Genomic DNA, 15929 nt, shown 5'->3' on the forward strand with positions numbered 1-15929 from the left:
CCGCAACCTATTCACCTGCCAGAACCACACACAGGCATATGCGACGACAGACCCTCCTCGTGGCCGTCGTGGCCGCGGTCGCCCTGCTGTCGTTCAGCGTCGGTGCTGCCAGCCTCGACGCGAGCACCGGCGAGGATCGAGTCGATCCACAGATGGACGACAGAGAGATCGACAACCCCGGCGCGGACTACTCCGGGCCGGAGGACCCCAGCGACGCCTCGCCTCCCGCCGAGGACGGCGGTGCACGCTCGCTGATCCCGACCCTCTCCTCGCCGGCCCTCGGCGCGCTCGTGGCCGCCTTCGCCGTCGTGGTCGTCGCCGTCTGGCGCTTCGCCGGCGGCGGGGAGAGCCCCGACGACGGCACGGAAAAAGCGTTCGTGACGCCCGGCGAGTCGACGGACACGCCGACGTACTCGACCGACAGCATCGACGTCCCGCTCTCGAACGACGTCTACCGGGCCTGGGCCGACCTGACCGAACGGCTGGGGCCGGCCGACGGCGCGACGACGCCCAGGGAGTACGCACGGCGGCTAGCGGGTGCGAGCGAAGACCCCGCCGCGCTCGACCGGCTCCGGGAGACGTTCGAGCGGGTACGATACGGCGGTGAGCAACCGACGGCCGAACTCGAACGGACTGCGCGGGAAGCGCTGGAACAAGCGACCGTCGGACCGGAGGACGAGCGATGAGCGGGCTGCGCCCGGTGCCGCTTGCCATCGGGCTCGGCGCGACGGTGATCGCCGTCGGACTCGGAGCGGTCGGCGTCGCCGTCGTCCCCGACGACGCGCGGAACCTGCTGTTGATCGCCGTCGCGGTCGTCGCCGGTAGTTTCGCCCTGCTCGCCCTGCTCGTCCACTCGCTTGAGGGTGACGAGCGGCCGGGCCTACCCGACACCGACAGCCGAACCGCCACGGTCCCCGGCGACGAGGTCGACGCGGCGCTGTCGGCCGGCCGGGACGGAAAGGCCATCCGGGACCGGCTCCAGTCGGTCGCGCTGTCGGTGCTGGAACGGCGCGGGCTGACCCGCTCGGCGGCCGAACAGCAACTGGCCGAGGGTACCTGGACCGACGATCCGCGGGCGGCGGCGGTGCTGTCCCGAGACGAGATCCGGCCGTCGCTCCGTGCCCGCATCGAGGGGTTGCTCTCCGGCGTCCGGCCGTTCCACCGGTGGATCGGCGCGGCGACCACGGAACTGCTCGCCCGCGAGGAGGAGCGATGAGCGCCGACGGCGGAAGCGTCCACCAGACCGGTCGCTGGCTCGGGCTGACCGGGGCCGCGCTGCTGGCCGCGGCGGTCGGACTGGTCGCACAGACGCCCTCGCTCGTCCTGCTTGGCGGTGTCGGGGCGGCACTGGGTGCCTACGACCGGGTCGCGGTCCCGCCGGCAACCAGCGTCGCCATCGAGCGATCCATCGAGCCGACGGACCCCGGCGTCGGCGAGTCGGTCACCGTCCGGCTGACGGTGCGCAACGAGGGCGACCGGACTCTGCCGGACGTCCGCGTGGCCGACGGCGTCCCCGAGACGGTCCGGGTCGTCGACGGCACCGCGTCGGTCGGGACCAGCCTCCGGCCGGGCGCGAGCACGACCGTGACCTACGAAATGACCGGCGGGAACGACCGCTGTGTGTTCGACCCGGCGACGGTCGTCGTCCGGGACGTGGTCGGCGTGGTCGCACGCCACGACCGGGTCGCGGTCAGCCCGGATTCGGTCACCTGGAAGCGCCCCAGCGGGAAGGCGATGTTGCCGCTGATCCCGGCGGTGTACCGCCGGCCCGGACAGGTCCCGGTCGACGACGGCGGCTCGGGCCAGTCGTTCTACGCCGTCCGGGAGCGCCGGCCCAACGATCCGCTCTCGCGGGTGGACTGGAACCGCTACGCCCGCACCGGCGAGCTGACGACCGTCGAGTTCCAGCGCGAACAGGCGGCGACGGTGATCGTCGTCGTCGATACACGGCAGGCCGCCGCCGTCGCGCCCGGCGAGACGGCCCAGACCGCCGTCGAGCGGTCGACGACGGCCGCGCTCGCGCTCGTCGAGGGGCTTCCCGAGGACGGCCACGCGGTCGGGCTAGCCGCACTCTCCCCCCAGGAGAGCTGGCTCCCCCCGGGACAGAGCGAGGCCCACCGCCGGCAGGCCCGGGACCGAATCCGGGAGGACCGCGCGTTCACCGCGACGCCGGTGACCGAGTCTCCCGACGTCGACCGGCTGTTCGCACAGCTCCCGGAAGCCGCGAACGTCATCTTCCTGAGCCCGCTGTGTGACGACGAGAGCGCCACCGTCGCTCGCCGGCTGGCCGCCAGAGGCCACCCGGTGACGGTGGTCAGCCCCGACGCGACGGCGACCGACACCGCCGGCCACCGGCTAGCCCACCTAGAGCGGGGCGACCGGCTCCGGGAACTGCGGGCGGCCGGCGTCGAGGTGTACGACTGGGACCAGGGCACCTCCCTGCAGGGACTGCTCGGGCAGGCCGGAGGGGGTCGGTGATGGCGTCCGAAACGGGACAGTGGTGTGCGCTGGCGGCGGGCATCGCGACCGTCGGGACGCTGTTTACCGCGGGAATCGGCCCGCTTTCGACGGGCGCCGGCGTCGTCGCGCTCGTCGTGCTGGCCGGGAGCTGGATCGCCGACAGCGGGTCGCTGGCGAACCTGACCGGTGCGGCGCTGTTCGCCGAAGTCCTGCTCGCGGGCGTCCAGGGTGCCTCGACGACGACGGTACTGGCCGCCGGTGTGGGGACGGTACTGGCCTGGACGTTCGCCCACTCCGCGCTCGAACTCCGGGACGACCTGGGCGAAGCGCGGAGTCGACGCCTGGAGTTGAGCCACACCGCCGGGACGACGGCACTCGTGGCCGGTGCCGCGATCGTCGCTGCGGTGTTGTTCCGGGCGAGTTCCTTCGAGTTGCCGCCGCTGGCCCTGGCCGCGCTCGTTCTCGCAGGTGTGGCCCTGACGGCAGCGCTCAGGCGGTGACGGCTACTCCGGCAGCGTCTCGGACTCGGACTCACCGGCATCGAGATCGAGGATGTCCGCACTGTCGGCGGCCACGGCCGGCAGCCTGATCGTGACGACCGTCCAGCCCGCCGTCCGGTCGTAGCTGAGAGCGCCGCCGGCCGATTCGGCGACCCAGCGTGCGAGCCAGATCCCCAGTCCGCTGCCGTGCTGGAGGGTCGTGATCGTCTCACCGTCGAACACCGCCGCGCGTTCGATGGCGGGGATGCCCGGGCCGTCGTCGGTGACTTTGAGAAGGACCTCGTCGCCCTCCTCCTCGACGACCAGCCGGACGGCGGTTCCCTCGGGCGTGTGTTCGACAGCGTTCTCGACGAGGTTGTCGAGCGCGTCGTACAGCCCCGGTCCGCCAGGGACCGCCACCGACGGCCGTATCGACGGGTGGACGGTGACCGTCTCCGGGTAGTCCTCTGTCACACTCCGGGCCAGCGAACCCGGATCGATCGGCCGTTCCGTCGTGTTCTCCAGGGCCGACTCGACCTCCTTGGCCTGCTGGCTGACCGCGTCGAGACGACCCGCAGCGTCCAGAATCCGCTCTGTCATCGTGATCGTGTACGAGTCCGTGGCGGCCGAGTTGAGATGTTGTGCCGCGCCGATGACCACAGAGAGGTCGTTCCGGAGGTTGTGTCGTAACACACGGTGGAGGACCCGAAGGCGCTGCTGGCGACGACGGTCCTCGGTGACGTCGGTGTAGATGGCAAAGCCGTACTGCCGACCGTCGTCGGCCTGATAGGGGACACTGTGGTAGTCGAACTCGCGCCACCCGTCGACGGTCTTCCGGGCGACGATGGCGTGGTTGGCCTTCCCGTCGGCGGTTCGCTGGTCGTAGTCCATCGCCTCCTCGTCTTTCTGTTCGGGGACGATGAACTCGTTGAGCGATTCGCCGACGATATCGGCCGGATCGTACCCGAACGTCTCCGCAAACGGCGTGTTGACCGCGTGGACGAGGGGCTCCCGATCGACGATCTCGAAGGCGACCGCCGGGTCCTGGATGAGGTCGAACAGGCGGTCGAACCGGTCGTGGACGCTCGTCGACCGGTGGACCGAGCAGACGACCGCGCCGTCGGCGGCGGTAAGCTCGATCGTCGCCGGGACCTGCCGGTCGCCGAGATCGAACACGACTTGACAACGCCCGGTCTGTCGGTCGTCGGTCTCTTGGACGGCACGGAGTTCGCGCATGACCGTCTCGGCGTCGTCGGCCGGGAGCAGCGACGTGAGTTGCCTTCCTTGGAGGGCACCGGGTGCCATCGACAGCAGCGTCGCGAACTCCTCGGTGACGAACGAGAGCCGTCCGTCCCGGTCGATTCCGAACATCAGCGGGCCGTGACCCGAAGGAGCGGCGCTTCCGATAGTTCGGGTATCGGCCGCCGGACACCGGTCGTCCCCGTCGGTGACGCGAGGAGTTCGGCGGTCGTGTCGGCGACGGTGTTGCGTCCTGTCTCCCGAGCGTCGAAGACCCCGTCGTCGTTCTCGTAGCGAACTTCCCGGGCGGTCCGCTCGCCGACGGCGGCCGATGTCGCCTGGACGACGGCGAGTGCTCCCCGGGCGTTCGCGATACGCCGGTCTCCGGTCGTCACCTCCGGAACTGCTGGTTCGTTGTCTACGGGCATGGTCACAGAATGAGGTAACATATAGGCAGGTATTCAGGTAGTTCCACGACGATCGTCCGATAGGTCCGTTGGTACAGTAGACTTGTTCGAACGAGTCCTCATAACCTTGGTGTCGGTGACAACACCCGCCACAGCGGCGCGCGCGCAAGCATTTCGGGGTGGTATCGGCCCGACCGGACGATTCGACAGTCGACATTCGTCCAGAATGCTCGCAGACGAATGCGTTATTTCTTGACGGAGAACAACCTTATATCGATAATATTGTTCTGCAATTCGGACGATCGTCTACTGTATCCCCCAAATACCCACGTTCATAAACCAAACCCTTATGTAGTCGACTCACAAGAGACTTCTCCGTGAACGAAGTGGATAAAGTTGGGCCAGATGGCGATAGAGTTGGACGTTCAAACTAAACTGCGAACCAAACTGAAACAGGTGAACACAAACAATGGTACTTGCACCACTCCAGGTAACGGCTGACGCACTCAATTACACGTGGATCCTCGTGGTATCGTTCCTGATCTTCTTCATGCACGCCGGCTTCGCCATGCTCGAGGCGGGGCAGGTGCGCTCGAAGAACGTCGCGAACCAGCTGACGAAGAACCTCCTGACCTGGTCGGTCGGGGTGACAGTGTTCTTCGCGATCGGCTCCGGCATCGCCTCACTGGCCGGTGGCGGCGGCTTCTCGGCCGCCTTCATGACCACCGGAACGGGCTGGATCGACTGGCTCTACGGCGCAGTGTTCGCGATGACCGCCGCGACCATCGTCTCCGGGGCCGTGGCCGGTCGCGCGAAACTCCGTGCGTACATGACCTACACCTTCCTGCTGGCCGCAGTCATCTACCCGGTCGTCATCGCGATGACCTGGAGTTCGACTGGCCCGGGACTGGTCGAAGTCATCACCGGCACCGCCTTCACTGACTTCGCGGGCGGGATGATCGTCCACGGGATGGGCGGCATCGCCGGCCTGACCGCGGCGGCCATCCTCGGCCCCCGGATGGGACGGTTCAACGAGGACGGCTCCGCGAACGTCATCCCCGGTCACTCGATGACCTTCGCCGTGCTCGGGACGTTGATCCTGGCCTTCGGCTGGTACGGCTTCAACGTCGGTACCTCGGCGATCATCGGTGACGCGTTCCTGGGCGAACAGCTCGGTCGCGTCGCGATGACGACAACCATCTCGATGGCGATGGGTGCCATCGGCGCCGCGGGCGTCGCGTGGTTCAAGACGGGCAAAGTCGACACGCTGTACGTCGCAAACGGCCTGCTGGCCGGCCTCGTCGGTATCACGGCGATCCCCCACACCACGGCGTGGTGGGGCGCGTTCGTCGTCGGTATCCTCTCGGGCGCTCAGCTCCCGATCGTCTTCAACTTCGTCGAACGGACGCTCAACATCGACGACGTGTGTGCGGTCTTCCCAGTCCACGGCAGTGCGGGCGTGCTCGGGACGCTGCTGTACCCGTTCGTGGCCGCCGGTAGTGTCGCGATCGTCCCCGCGTTCATCGCACAGTTCGTCGGTGTCGTCATCATCGGTGGCTGGACGCTGACCGCGACGGCCGTGATCTGGTTCGTCCTGAAGTCGGTCGGGCAGGCACGCGTCACGCCCGAACACGAACAGGAAGGGCTGGACGTCAGCGAACACGGCGTCGAGACCTACCCCGAGTTCGGTAGTGACGGTGTCGTCGCGGACGGTGGCAACGTGAGTGAAATGATCCGCAGCGACGGAGGTTCCAAGGATGAGTGAAACTGACGAACGCGAAATCAAGATGATCGTCGCAATGGTTCGACCGGACAAACTCGGTGACGTCAAGAAAGCCCTCGCGGAGGTCGGCGCACCGTCGCTGACAGTCACCAACGTCTCCGGGCGGGGCTCACAGCCCGCCAAGAAAGGGCAGTGGCGCGGTGAGGAGTACGTCGTCGACCTCCACCAGAAGGTCAAGATCGAGTGTGTCGTCGCCGATACCCCGGCCGGGGATGTCGTCGAGGCGATCAAGGAGGGTGCCCACACTGGCGAGAAAGGCGACGGGAAGGTATTCGTCCTGCCCGTCGAGGAGGCCCACCAGGTCCGGACAGGCGAAAGCGGGCCGGACGCGGTGTAAAGCGCCGGGGATGGTCGACGAGATCGACAGGGCGGTCGTGAACGCGCTGTTGGAGGACGGCAGAGCCAGCGCACGCGATGTCGCCACCGAGACCGGCGTCGCGGCGACGACCGTCTCACGACGGATGGACGAACTGGAGTCGGCCGGTGTCATCGAGAAGTACACGGCCCGCGTCGACTACGGTGCCCTCGGCTACGACGTGACGGCGGTGTTCCAGCTCTCAGTCGACGGTGACGGACTCGTCGAGGTCACCGAGTCGATGGGCGATCAGCACAACCTGCTGGCCGTCTACGAGGTCACGGGCAGCCACGACATCGTCGCGGTCGGGAAGTTCCAGGACACCGACGAGATGAACGCCTACATCAAACGGCTGGTGACAGACGAACACGTCCGATCGGTCTCGACGTCGATCGTCCTGAACGCGGTCCGCGAGCACGAACAGTTCCCGGTCGACGAGGACGACCAGTAACGTCCCGTTTTTTTCCTCGGTGTCGGTTCCCAGGAAAGTATTACCAACAGGTGTAGTCCTATATAACCCGAACCGAATTGTCTCCCACGATGGATAGTGAACAATCATCTAGGCGTGCGGTCCTTCGGGCCGTCGCAGCCGGGACCGCAACAGTTGGCGGGGCCGGCTGTATGGGTGGCGGCGGCGAGAGCGGGTCGACGGCGACACCGAGCCGCTACGCCAACCAGCCCGTCGGCGAAGACAGTGTCACGTTCGGCTTTCCGGTCGCCCTGTCGGGACCGTTCGGCTCGGACGGAGAGCGCCAGGAACGGGGGTTCAGACTCGCGGTCAAACATCTCAACGAGGGTGGCGGCTGGGTCGACAGCGAGAGGTTCGCTGCCCTGAGTGGGGACGGCGTGCTCGGGCGGACCGTCGAGATGGTAACCGGTAATACGGAGTCCTCGCCCGATACCGCCGTCAGTGTCGCCCGGGATCTCGTCGGCTCGGAGGGCGCGGTGATGATCGCCGGGGGGTCCTCGGCCAACACCGCAGTGAAGCTCCTCGATCTCTGTCATCCCCGTGGCGTCGTCCACATGATCGGGTTCGCACCGGGGACAAACGTCACCGGAGCCGACTGTTCACGGTACGGGTTCCAGGAGATGTTCAACCCGAAGATGGCGGCACAAGCACTCATGCCGGTGTTGCTCGACCGGTTCGGTGAGCGTGCGAGCGTCTACGGGCTGCACGCGAACTCGGATTTCGGCTTCACGCAGGCGAACGAACTGCGGCGGGCGATGCTCGACAACAACTGGGATTACCAAGGGGATACGCAGACGACCGTCGGAACCTCCGACTACGGCCCGCAGCTCGAAGAGGCAAAAGCCGCGAACCCGGACGTGTTGGCCCTCTCCTACCGTGGGATCGACGGCGCGAACGCGATCCGACAGGCGAGCGAGGTGTTCGACGACATCGAGATCGTCGCGCCGCTGTTGAGTCCGACGACCGCGGAGCTGGCTGGCGAGGCCATCGAGGGCGTCCTCGGGACGATCTCGTGGGACCCAAGCATCGACACGCCGCTGTCGAAGACGTTCCGTGACTCGTTCCAACAGGAGTTCGGATCGCCGGAGGACCGGCCCAACTGGCGGCTCGGGTCCGATCAGGCCCACCTCGCTTACGGGCAGACGCTCCAGTACGCGGCAGCGGTCGAACGCGCCGGCACGTTCGAACCCCCGTCGGTCATCAGGGAACTCGAAGGCCACCAGTACGCGATGGGGATCGGCCAGGAGACGATGCGAGCCTGTGACCACCAGGCGATCCGCCCGGTCCCGGTCGTCGAAGGGCTCCCGGCCGCCGAGCAGGCCGAGAGTCGGTACTACGACTCCGTGACGATCGCTCGGAACGTCGGCTACGCCTGTAACGAGGACCCGGCCGACGACTGTCGGGAGCTGGGGCCGTACGAGCCGACGACAGAGGTGGAGTGACGGCGGGGAAGACGTATACACGATCGACCAAATACGTAGCTATGAGTCTGGAAGTCGATGTCAGAAAGCTCGACCTGTTCAACCAGATGGCCAAGGAGGGATCGAGCACCGTCGCCGATCACCTCGGGCAACTGACTGGGCTCGACGCCGGAGTCCGGACCTCACAGATCAACTTCCTCGACATCGAGGACGTCAAGACACACATCGGGACCGACCGTCGCGTCGGGATCTACGTCACGCTGGAAGAGGCCCCACACGGCTACGTGTTGTTCATGCTCGAACCGGCAGACAGCAAGCGTCTGGCCGGCGCGATGATGGGCGGGATGGGCGACCCGAGCGAGGGAGAGGGGTTCAGCGAGATGGAACGGTCGGCGATGCAGGAGATCGGCAACATCATGACCTCGGGTTTCATCGACGGGTGGGCGAACGTCCTCCGGACGACCATCGACATGGGGACGCCGAACTTCGTTTACGGGCCGGCAAACGGCATCGTCGACGAGATGGGCGGGTGGCCCGACTCGGAACTCGTCTTCGTTATCAACTCCCGGATCACCGTCGACGACGGCGATCTCGGGATGACCGTCTACACCTTCCCGGAACTGGCGGCGCTGGTCGATCTCATCCAGAACATCGACCTCGAAACGGACGTCGCCGAGGACACCGACGCGGACGACGTGCTCTGAACCGCTCAGGTCGACCGCGAACACAGCAACCGCAGGGTCGCCCGTGTGTCGATCTCCGCGACGGTCTCCGGCGGGGCGGGCTCTGAAACCACGGCCGGCGAGAGCCGATCGAGGAAGTCCGTGGCGGCCCGCGACCCCGTGCCGAGCGTCGTCTCACACGCCTCGATAGCCGCGTCGGTGTCGTAGACGGCCATCAGCGGCCGGCACCGCCCGGCGATCCGCGGGACGGCTCCGTCACCGCGACACTGCTCGAACAGCGTTTCGACGAGCGAGGGGTCGACGAACGGCGTGTCACAGGCGGCGACGACCGTCCACGCGCCGCGGGCGACCCGACAGCCGGTCCGGATGCCGGCGACCGGACCGCCGTCGGGAACCGGATCGATCGCGTAGCGCAGGTCGTGGTCGCCCACAGCCTCGTCGATGGCTGCCCGTTGCTCGTCGCGGCAGTTGACGACGACCTCGTCGACTCCCTCCGAGACGCTGTCGACGACCTGCCGGATCAGCGGGTCGCCGTCGAGTTCGGCGACCGCCTCGTCTTGCTGGCCGAAGCGGGTGGAGTGCCCCCCGGCCAGGACGACCGCGGACCGCATCAGTCGTCCCCGGAGACGGCCGCGTCCGTTCCGCCCGCGCTCCCGACGAACCCGGCGGTGTTGGCGACCTTCGCGACCTCGGGGCGGAACACCCACGCCGACAGCAACACGATGGGGATCATCGAGGCCGCGACGACGGAGTAGCCCAGGTGGAGGTTCGCCAGCCACGGCGCGGAGTAGATCAGCGGGTAGACGATGCCGCCGACGGTACCGACGCCGCCGACGACGCCCGCGACCGCCCCGGAGCTGTTGGGGAACATCGAGGGGACCATCGCGAAGATCGACCCCTCGGCGAACGCACAGGCCGTGCCGACGAGGAAGCCGACGGCCACGGCACCCATCAGAACCCCCGAGAGGCCGGCCAGCGTCATCCCGAACATGGTCAGGACGACGAAACACAGCGTGACGAACGTCCACTGCTCGCGGTAGCGCCCGGTGAAGAAGGGGAGGATGTTCCGTTCCGTGCGGGCGAGCACGTCGCTGACGTAGCCACCGATGGGCCGCAGGAGCCCCGCGGCCACGGAGAACGTCGCCGCGAACGTACTCGCGATGACGAGGTTGTCCTGGTTGAACGCCTCACGGTAGTAGGTCGCGAGCCAGCCGTTCATCGACAGTTCGAGGCCGAAGGTCATCACGTACGCCAGCGCGAGGACGACCGTCCCGTAGCGGGTGGCGGTGTGGAGCCAGTCTTTGAAGCTCGCGTTGTCCTTGGTCGCCTGGCGCTTCTCCTCGCTCTTTGCGGCCTCACCCAGCGTGTAGTAGGCGACCGCCAGTCCGACGGAGACGACACCGGTGTAGAAGAAGGCCGCTCGCCAGTTCGTCGAGAACAGCGGTCCGCTCCACCCGCTGCCGAACACCCGCGGGAGGATGAGCGCGCCGCCCGCGGCACCGGCGTTGCCCACGCCGGCGTAGATGCCCTCTGCCAGCCCGAGGTTCTCCTCCTCGAACCACTCGGCGACGTGCTGGATGCCGATGACGAACGTGATCCCGGCCGTCGCGACGATGATCCGGGTCACGAAAAACAGCGAGTAGTCCCGCATGAACGCACTCGCCATCGAGAACAGCCCGACGTAGGCCAGCACGATGGCGAAGATGGCCGGCGCGCCGAACTTATCGGAGAGCCACCCGGTCAGCATCCGGCCGAACGGTGCCATCCAGATGGCCGAACTGGCGAGAATCCCGATCTCGGCCGTCGACAGGCCGAACTCCTCGGCCATCGGTCCCGTAAACGGCGCGAACGAGAACCAGATCAGGAACGAGAAGTTGAACCCGATCGTCGCCAGCAGCAGGGTCCGGTACTTCGTCATCTTGATCAGACCCATGCTACCACCTCCGCGGGCGTGGACGGCCGTGGGCGAACGATAGTTCTCGATTGTATTTCACGAACTTTATCCCAATTTTCCACTACGTTCGAGCACATTGTAGCTGTATTACCCAATGAAGCAATATCCTATAACGGTATCCGTTTACAAAACTGCAATTAGCTCGGAGTTGGCGGACGAGCGGCAAATGTGGGTGTCGCTACACCGGTTTTGCCGGCCGGATTTCCCAACGTCAAATAGTCGATGGGGTATCTGTGGAATCGTCAATCGGGAGTTCCCCCCGCTGTTCGGCGACGAGGAGGCATCGATCGGTAGCGGGTGGAAAAATTGTGTATGTTTGTTTCCTGTATCGTGATATTTTCACCAATCAGAAGGCCTATTTGGTAGTTTAGATAACAATACCCTAAGTATAAACCGTGGAAATGGCCGAACATCATATCACTCCACTCCGGTGTCGAACAGTCGAACACCGGACGTGGACGCGGTTCAGTACCCGCACGCGAGCGGCGTCGATGGACAACGGGTGTCCGGAGGTGACCCGAGGATGACCCAGTGGAAACCGACGACCTGTATGCGGTGTGCGGTCGGCTGTGGACAGCTCCAGCGTGGCGTCGACGAGGGATACGGTGTCGACGAGGTCCAGGGCAACCACAGACATCCCACGGCCAACGGCCTCGCCTGCGAGCGGGGTATCCGGGAGACGAAAAACCCCGACGGGGAGTGGTTGACCGAGCCACTGATCAGGCGTGGGGACACCCTCCGACCGACGACCTGGGATACGGCGCTCGGAACCGTCGCCGCGGAGTTCCTCCGGGCGATCGGCGACGGGCGCGACTCGGTGGCGGTGCTGGGCAGCGGGCAACAGACCAACGAGGCGGCCTACGCGCTGGGGAAACTGGCCCGAGGGGGAATCGGGACCAGACACTTCGACGCCAACACGACGCTGTGTATGGCCAGTGCTGTCACCGCCTACTACGACGCCTTCGCCAGTGACGCGCCACCCTGTACCTACGACGATATCCCGGCCGCCGATACCCACCTCGTCTGGGGGGCGAACCCGGCGGTCGCCCATCCGGTGTTGTACCGGTGGCTCCTCGATAGCGCCAACGAGACGGACGGACGGTTGGTCGTCGTCGATCCGGTCGCCAGCGAGACCGCCGCCGACGCCGACCGCCACGTGGCGCTCGAACCCGGCACTGATCTCGTCCTCGCGCGCGCAGTCCTCGCTCAGCTGGTCGAGACCGGCGGGATCGACCGGGAGTTCGTCGAGGAGTACACCGAGGGGTACGAACAGCTCGTGGCCGACCTGCCGGACGTAGCGACCGCCGCGGAGACCGCGGGAGTCACCACCGAGACTGTCGCCGATCTCGCCGAGGCCTTCGCCGATCCGACGCTGCTGTACTGGGGGATGGGCGTCAACCAGAGCACCCACGGCACCGCCACCGCACGGATGCTCATCAACCTCTGTCTGGCGACCGGGAACCTGGGGCCGGGCAGTGGCCCGTTCTCGTTGACGGGGCAGGCCAACTCGATGGGGACGCGGGTCTGCTCCTCGAAGGGGACCTGGCCCGGCCACCGATCCTTCGAGGACCCGGACAACCGGGCGCTGATCGCCGAGGCGTGGGACGTGCCCGTCGATCGGCTGCCCGCCGATCCGGGTCCAGGTCCGGTCGGCATCGTCGACAGGATCAACCGCGGCCACGTCGACGCCTGCTGGGTCGTCGCGACGAACCCGGCCGCGGGGATGCCCCACGCGACGAACGTCAAGCGCGCGCTCGACGACGTGTTCCTCGTCGTCCAGGACGCCTTCCGCTCGGAGACCGTCGAACACGCCGACGTAGTCCTGCCGGCGGCGACCTGGGGGGAGAGCGAGGGGACGGTGATGAACATGGAACGGCGTATCTCCAGGGTCACCGCCGTCAGCGACGTCATCGACACCGTCAGACACGACCTCGACATCATCGCCGAGATCGGGAACCGGATCGAACCGGGACTGTTCGACGACCCACCGCTTTCCCCCGAGTCGGTCTTCGACGAGATCCGCGACCTCACCGCCGGGACGCCCGCGGACTGTTCGGGGATCACCTACGACCGCCTGGCGGAGGAACTGGCGGTCCGCTGGCCCGCGCCCGACGCCACCAGCGAAGGCGGCTATCGCTACGTCGACGGCGAGGACTGGACCTTCCCGACCGACTCCGGACGTGCCCGCTTCTCCACGCCGACGACCTACGAGGGCGTCCCGGAACCGACCGATCCCGAGTACCCGCTGTTGCTGACGACCGGCCGGCGTGCCGGGGCCTACAACACCGGCGTTCGCAACCGCGAAACCGCCGAGGACGTACCGAGCGCGCGCATCAATCCCGAGACCGCGGGCCAGTACGTCGAGTTGCTGGATCGGGGCCGGACCGTCGTCGAGTCCCGCCGGGCGAACGTCACCGTCACGCTCGTCCCGGACGACAGCATCCCGCCCGGAGCGATCTGGATGGATCTCCACCACCCGTCGGTCAACGACCTGACGCTCCCGGCGATCGATCCCGACTCCAACGAGCCCAACTACAAACAGTGTGCGGTCCGTCTGGCGGCGCCGGACAGGTCCTCACCGGTCACTCGCGGCGGCGTCCACACGGGAACGGTCGTCAGACGATAACCGGCTACTCCAGCAGTTCCGGTGCGACGTCGTAGGCGACGGCCGCCCGTTGTGCCGTCGGCGGGTCCGACGAATCCGGGAGCACCTCCTCGTTCCGGTCCTCGTGCATGGTCAGTCGTCCGCCGAGAGCGGTTGGCCGCTGGCGTCTGTCGGTGCCGGGCTCTCGCCGTCGTCGAACGGATACCACGACTGTTTCCCGTCGGCCAGGCAGGGGTCGGTGTACCCCTCGACCTCCGCTGGTTCGGCCAGCTCGACGATGGTCTCGTGACCGGTGGCGTCGACCCACTCGCGGAAGGTCTGGCCCTCCGAACGGAGCGCGGAGTAGGCCTCGACGATGTTCTTGATCATCCCGGGCAACTCGTCGGCCGGGACCCGCTGGCGGACCCACTCGATGAACGTCGGTTCCTCGCCGACACCGCCGCCGACGCCGACGTCTACCGCCTCGACCATCTGGCCGTCCTTGCGGGCACGCATCCCCTGGAGGCCGATGTCGGCAGTCATCGCCTGGCCGCAGTCGGCCGTACAGCCCGAGAAGTGCATCTTGATGCGGTCCACGTCGTCGGGGACGTCGACGTTGTCGCCCAGCCACCGCAGCAGGCGGGCCATCCGGGCTTTCGTCTCGGTGAGCGCCAGCGAACAGAACTCCGTCCCGGTACAGGCCATCGCGCCCTGGACGAACGGGTTGGGCTCGGGCGAGTGTTTCTCCAGCAGCGGCTCGTTGAGCAGGTTCGACAGGTTCCCGTCGGGCACGTCCATGATGAGGGGGTTCTGCCGGCGGGTCAACCGCACTTCACCGGAGCCGTACGCGTCCGCGAGGTCCGCGAGCTCGATCGCGTCCTCGGCCGACAGGCGGCCGACCGGCACCGAGAGGCCGACGTAGTTCTTGTCGTCTTTCTGGTCGTAGACACCGACGTGGTCGTGGGCGCCGTACTCGGTGGGCTTGCCCGCGTTGTACGTGTACTCCCCGCGGAAGTCGGTCCCGGCGGTCTCGAACTCGAAGTCCAGCCGTTCGTCCAGTTCCTCCCGGATGGCGTCGGTCCCGTGTTCGTCGACGAAGAACCGGGCGCGGTTCTTCGAGCGGTTCTGGCGGTTGCCGGCCTCGTGGTAGAACTCGACGAACGCCCGGACCGTCTCGACGGCGTGTTCGGGGCGGACGAACAGATCGAGCGGGCGGGCGTTGCGCGGTTCACGGCCGCCCAGGCCACCGCCGACACGGACGTTGAACCCTTCGACCTCGTCCCCGTCGATGAACTTGTGAGCCGGTTCCAGCCCGATGTCGTTGATCGCGTCCTGGGCACAGCCCTGCTTGCATCCGGAGACCGAGATGTTGAACTTCCGGGGCATGTTCGCCAGGTCGTTGTCGTCCCGGATCGTCTCCTGAATCTCGTCTAAGATCGGTCGGGAGTCGACGTACTCCTCGCCCTTGCCTGCGACCGGACAGCCCGAGATGTTCCGCATCGTGTCCCCGCCGGCGGAGCGCGAGGAGACGCCGACCGCTTCGAGTTTCTCCCAGATCTCGGGGATGTCTTCGAGTTTGAGCCAGTGTAGTTGGATCGACTGGCGGGTCGTGAAGTCGATCCAGCCGTTGCCGAACTCGGGGTTCTCGGCCGGCCCCTGTGCGTACTCCCGCGCGACCTCGCCGATCGCTCGCAACTGGTTCGGTTCGAGGATCCCGCCACAGTTGGTCAGTCGCATCATGAAATACGACTCCTGGCCACCCCGGTGGTGGAACACGCCCCAGAACTTGAAGCGGGAGAACCACTCCTCGCGCTCGTCCTCGGGGATCGACTCCCAGCCCCGCTCCGCGAACTCCTCGAGTTTCTCCCTGACCTCGTCGCCGTACAGCTCGCCCTTGATGTCCTCTTTCTTATGCGCCATAGCTATCAAATACAGAACCTTCGTTTTGTTTGGTTTCCGTCCTCGTATCTGCGTTCATGTGAAGTATTTCTCGTATCAGCTAATCATTCCACGACCTGATAAGCCTATTCGTTAAAATATCCCCACGAAAAACTTCCCGAACTAGCAATCGGTCGATACAGTGTTGAGCGAGGGG

15 protein-coding genes are annotated in these 15929 nt (G+C 66.6%); 10 read left to right on the forward strand and 5 right to left on the reverse strand.

Going from position 1 to position 15929, the window contains the following annotated elements; all coding sequences use genetic code 11:
• The first annotated feature begins 38 nt into the window (after positions 1 to 38).
• Genes P0204_RS09480 through P0204_RS09495 form a run of 4 tightly spaced genes read left to right on the forward strand, consistent with a single transcriptional unit; the run spans position 39 to position 2960 of the window.
• A complete protein-coding gene (locus P0204_RS09480) occupies positions 39 to 686 on the forward strand; it encodes a DUF4129 domain-containing protein (RefSeq protein WP_276178544.1) in 648 nt (215 codons plus the stop codon).
• Positions 683 to 1216, forward strand: a complete 534-nt coding sequence (locus tag P0204_RS09485; protein ID WP_276178546.1) for a DUF7269 family protein — start codon at positions 683 to 685, stop codon at positions 1214 to 1216. Before P0204_RS09480 ends, P0204_RS09485 begins: the two co-directional genes overlap by 4 nt.
• Positions 1213 to 2478, forward strand: a complete 1266-nt coding sequence (locus tag P0204_RS09490) for a DUF58 domain-containing protein (protein WP_276178548.1) — start codon at positions 1213 to 1215, stop codon at positions 2476 to 2478. The genes P0204_RS09485 and P0204_RS09490 overlap by 4 nt, the downstream gene beginning before the upstream one ends.
• Positions 2478 to 2960 carry a DUF7519 family protein gene (locus P0204_RS09495; protein WP_276178549.1) on the forward strand — a complete coding sequence of 161 codons (483 nt, stop codon included), beginning with the start codon at positions 2478 to 2480 and terminating at the stop codon, positions 2958 to 2960. Before P0204_RS09490 ends, P0204_RS09495 begins: the two co-directional genes overlap by 1 nt.
• A gap of 3 nt (positions 2961 to 2963) precedes the next feature.
• On the opposite strand, the gene P0204_RS09500 is transcribed toward P0204_RS09495, so the two are convergent.
• Both P0204_RS09500 and P0204_RS09505 read right to left on the reverse strand, forming a co-directional pair.
• Positions 2964 to 4310: a PAS domain-containing sensor histidine kinase gene (locus tag P0204_RS09500; RefSeq protein ID WP_276178551.1), complete on the reverse strand. Its 1347-nt coding sequence runs from the start codon at positions 4308 to 4310 to the stop codon at positions 2964 to 2966.
• Entirely contained in the window at positions 4310 to 4606 is a 297-nt protein-coding gene (locus P0204_RS09505; protein ID WP_276178553.1) for a hypothetical protein, read from the reverse strand. The genes P0204_RS09500 and P0204_RS09505 overlap by 1 nt, the downstream gene beginning before the upstream one ends.
• Positions 4607 to 5054: 448 nt before the next feature.
• On the opposite strand from P0204_RS09505, the gene P0204_RS09510 reads away from it, so the two are divergent.
• The 5 genes from P0204_RS09510 (at position 5055) to P0204_RS09530 (ending at position 9317) form a co-directional block, all read left to right on the forward strand.
• Complete coding sequence (locus P0204_RS09510; RefSeq protein WP_276178555.1) at positions 5055 to 6350, forward strand: ammonium transporter; 1296 nt, start codon at positions 5055 to 5057, stop codon at positions 6348 to 6350.
• Positions 6343 to 6705: a nitrogen regulatory protein GlnK1 gene (locus P0204_RS09515; protein ID WP_276178557.1), complete on the forward strand. Its 363-nt coding sequence runs from the start codon at positions 6343 to 6345 to the stop codon at positions 6703 to 6705. The genes P0204_RS09510 and P0204_RS09515 overlap by 8 nt, the downstream gene beginning before the upstream one ends.
• A gap of 10 nt (positions 6706 to 6715) precedes the next feature.
• Positions 6716 to 7174: an HTH-type transcriptional regulator Lrp gene (lrp, locus tag P0204_RS09520; RefSeq protein WP_276178559.1), complete on the forward strand. Its 459-nt coding sequence runs from the start codon at positions 6716 to 6718 to the stop codon at positions 7172 to 7174.
• Between the two features lie 89 nt (positions 7175 to 7263).
• Positions 7264 to 8634 (forward strand): ABC transporter substrate-binding protein, encoded by a 1371-nt coding sequence (locus P0204_RS09525; RefSeq protein ID WP_276178561.1) that lies wholly within the window; start codon positions 7264 to 7266, stop codon positions 8632 to 8634.
• 41 nt (positions 8635 to 8675) lie between these two features.
• Positions 8676 to 9317, forward strand: a complete 642-nt coding sequence (locus P0204_RS09530) for a chemotaxis protein CheC (protein WP_276178563.1) — start codon at positions 8676 to 8678, stop codon at positions 9315 to 9317.
• Between the two features lie 5 nt (positions 9318 to 9322).
• On the opposite strand, the gene mobA is transcribed toward P0204_RS09530, so the two are convergent.
• Positions 9323 to 9907, reverse strand: a complete 585-nt coding sequence (gene mobA, locus P0204_RS09535) for a molybdenum cofactor guanylyltransferase (RefSeq protein WP_276178565.1) — start codon at positions 9905 to 9907, stop codon at positions 9323 to 9325.
• Entirely contained in the window at positions 9907 to 11229 is a 1323-nt protein-coding gene (locus P0204_RS09540) for an MFS transporter (protein WP_276178567.1), read from the reverse strand. The genes mobA and P0204_RS09540 overlap by 1 nt, the downstream gene beginning before the upstream one ends.
• 544 nt (positions 11230 to 11773) lie before the next feature.
• Here P0204_RS09540 and nasA point away from each other — a divergent pair.
• Positions 11774 to 13876, forward strand: a complete 2103-nt coding sequence (gene nasA, locus P0204_RS09545; RefSeq protein WP_276178569.1) for an assimilatory nitrate reductase NasA — start codon at positions 11774 to 11776, stop codon at positions 13874 to 13876.
• A 111-nt stretch (positions 13877 to 13987) separates the two neighbouring features.
• Here nasA and P0204_RS09550 read toward each other — a convergent pair whose 3' ends face one another.
• The gene (locus P0204_RS09550) at positions 13988 to 15754 is read right to left on the reverse strand and encodes a nitrite/sulfite reductase (RefSeq protein ID WP_276178571.1); all 1767 of its coding nucleotides are present in this window, start codon (positions 15752 to 15754) and stop codon (positions 13988 to 13990) included.
• Between the last annotated feature and the right edge of the window lie 175 nt (positions 15755 to 15929).

This window comes from Haloarcula halophila (assembly GCF_029278565.1).
Lineage (GTDB): Archaea > Halobacteriota > Halobacteria > Halobacteriales > Haloarculaceae > Haloarcula > Haloarcula halophila.

Bases quoted from the DNA above. Each gene is read 5' to 3' on its own strand.
- P0204_RS09480 (WP_276178544.1), top strand. From the start codon at position 39: ATGCGACGACAGACCCTCCTCGTGGCCGTCGTGGCCGCGGTCGCCCTG.
- P0204_RS09485 (WP_276178546.1), top strand. From the start codon at position 683: ATGAGCGGGCTGCGCCCGGTGCCGCTTGCCATCGGGCTCGGCGCGACG.
- P0204_RS09490 (WP_276178548.1), top strand. From the start codon at position 1,213: ATGAGCGCCGACGGCGGAAGCGTCCACCAGACCGGTCGCTGGCTCGGG.
- P0204_RS09495 (WP_276178549.1), top strand. From the start codon at position 2,478: ATGGCGTCCGAAACGGGACAGTGGTGTGCGCTGGCGGCGGGCATCGCG.
- P0204_RS09500 (WP_276178551.1), bottom strand. From the start codon at position 4,310: ATGTTCGGAATCGACCGGGACGGACGGCTCTCGTTCGTCACCGAGGAG.
- P0204_RS09505 (WP_276178553.1), bottom strand. From the start codon at position 4,606: ATGCCCGTAGACAACGAACCAGCAGTTCCGGAGGTGACGACCGGAGAC.
- P0204_RS09510 (WP_276178555.1), top strand. From the start codon at position 5,055: ATGGTACTTGCACCACTCCAGGTAACGGCTGACGCACTCAATTACACG.
- P0204_RS09515 (WP_276178557.1), top strand. From the start codon at position 6,343: ATGAGTGAAACTGACGAACGCGAAATCAAGATGATCGTCGCAATGGTT.
- lrp (WP_276178559.1), top strand. From the start codon at position 6,716: ATGGTCGACGAGATCGACAGGGCGGTCGTGAACGCGCTGTTGGAGGAC.
- P0204_RS09525 (WP_276178561.1), top strand. From the start codon at position 7,264: ATGGATAGTGAACAATCATCTAGGCGTGCGGTCCTTCGGGCCGTCGCA.
- P0204_RS09530 (WP_276178563.1), top strand. From the start codon at position 8,676: ATGAGTCTGGAAGTCGATGTCAGAAAGCTCGACCTGTTCAACCAGATG.
- mobA (WP_276178565.1), bottom strand. From the start codon at position 9,907: ATGCGGTCCGCGGTCGTCCTGGCCGGGGGGCACTCCACCCGCTTCGGC.
- P0204_RS09540 (WP_276178567.1), bottom strand. From the start codon at position 11,229: ATGGGTCTGATCAAGATGACGAAGTACCGGACCCTGCTGCTGGCGACG.
- nasA (WP_276178569.1), top strand. From the start codon at position 11,774: ATGACCCAGTGGAAACCGACGACCTGTATGCGGTGTGCGGTCGGCTGT.
- P0204_RS09550 (WP_276178571.1), bottom strand. From the start codon at position 15,754: ATGGCGCATAAGAAAGAGGACATCAAGGGCGAGCTGTACGGCGACGAG.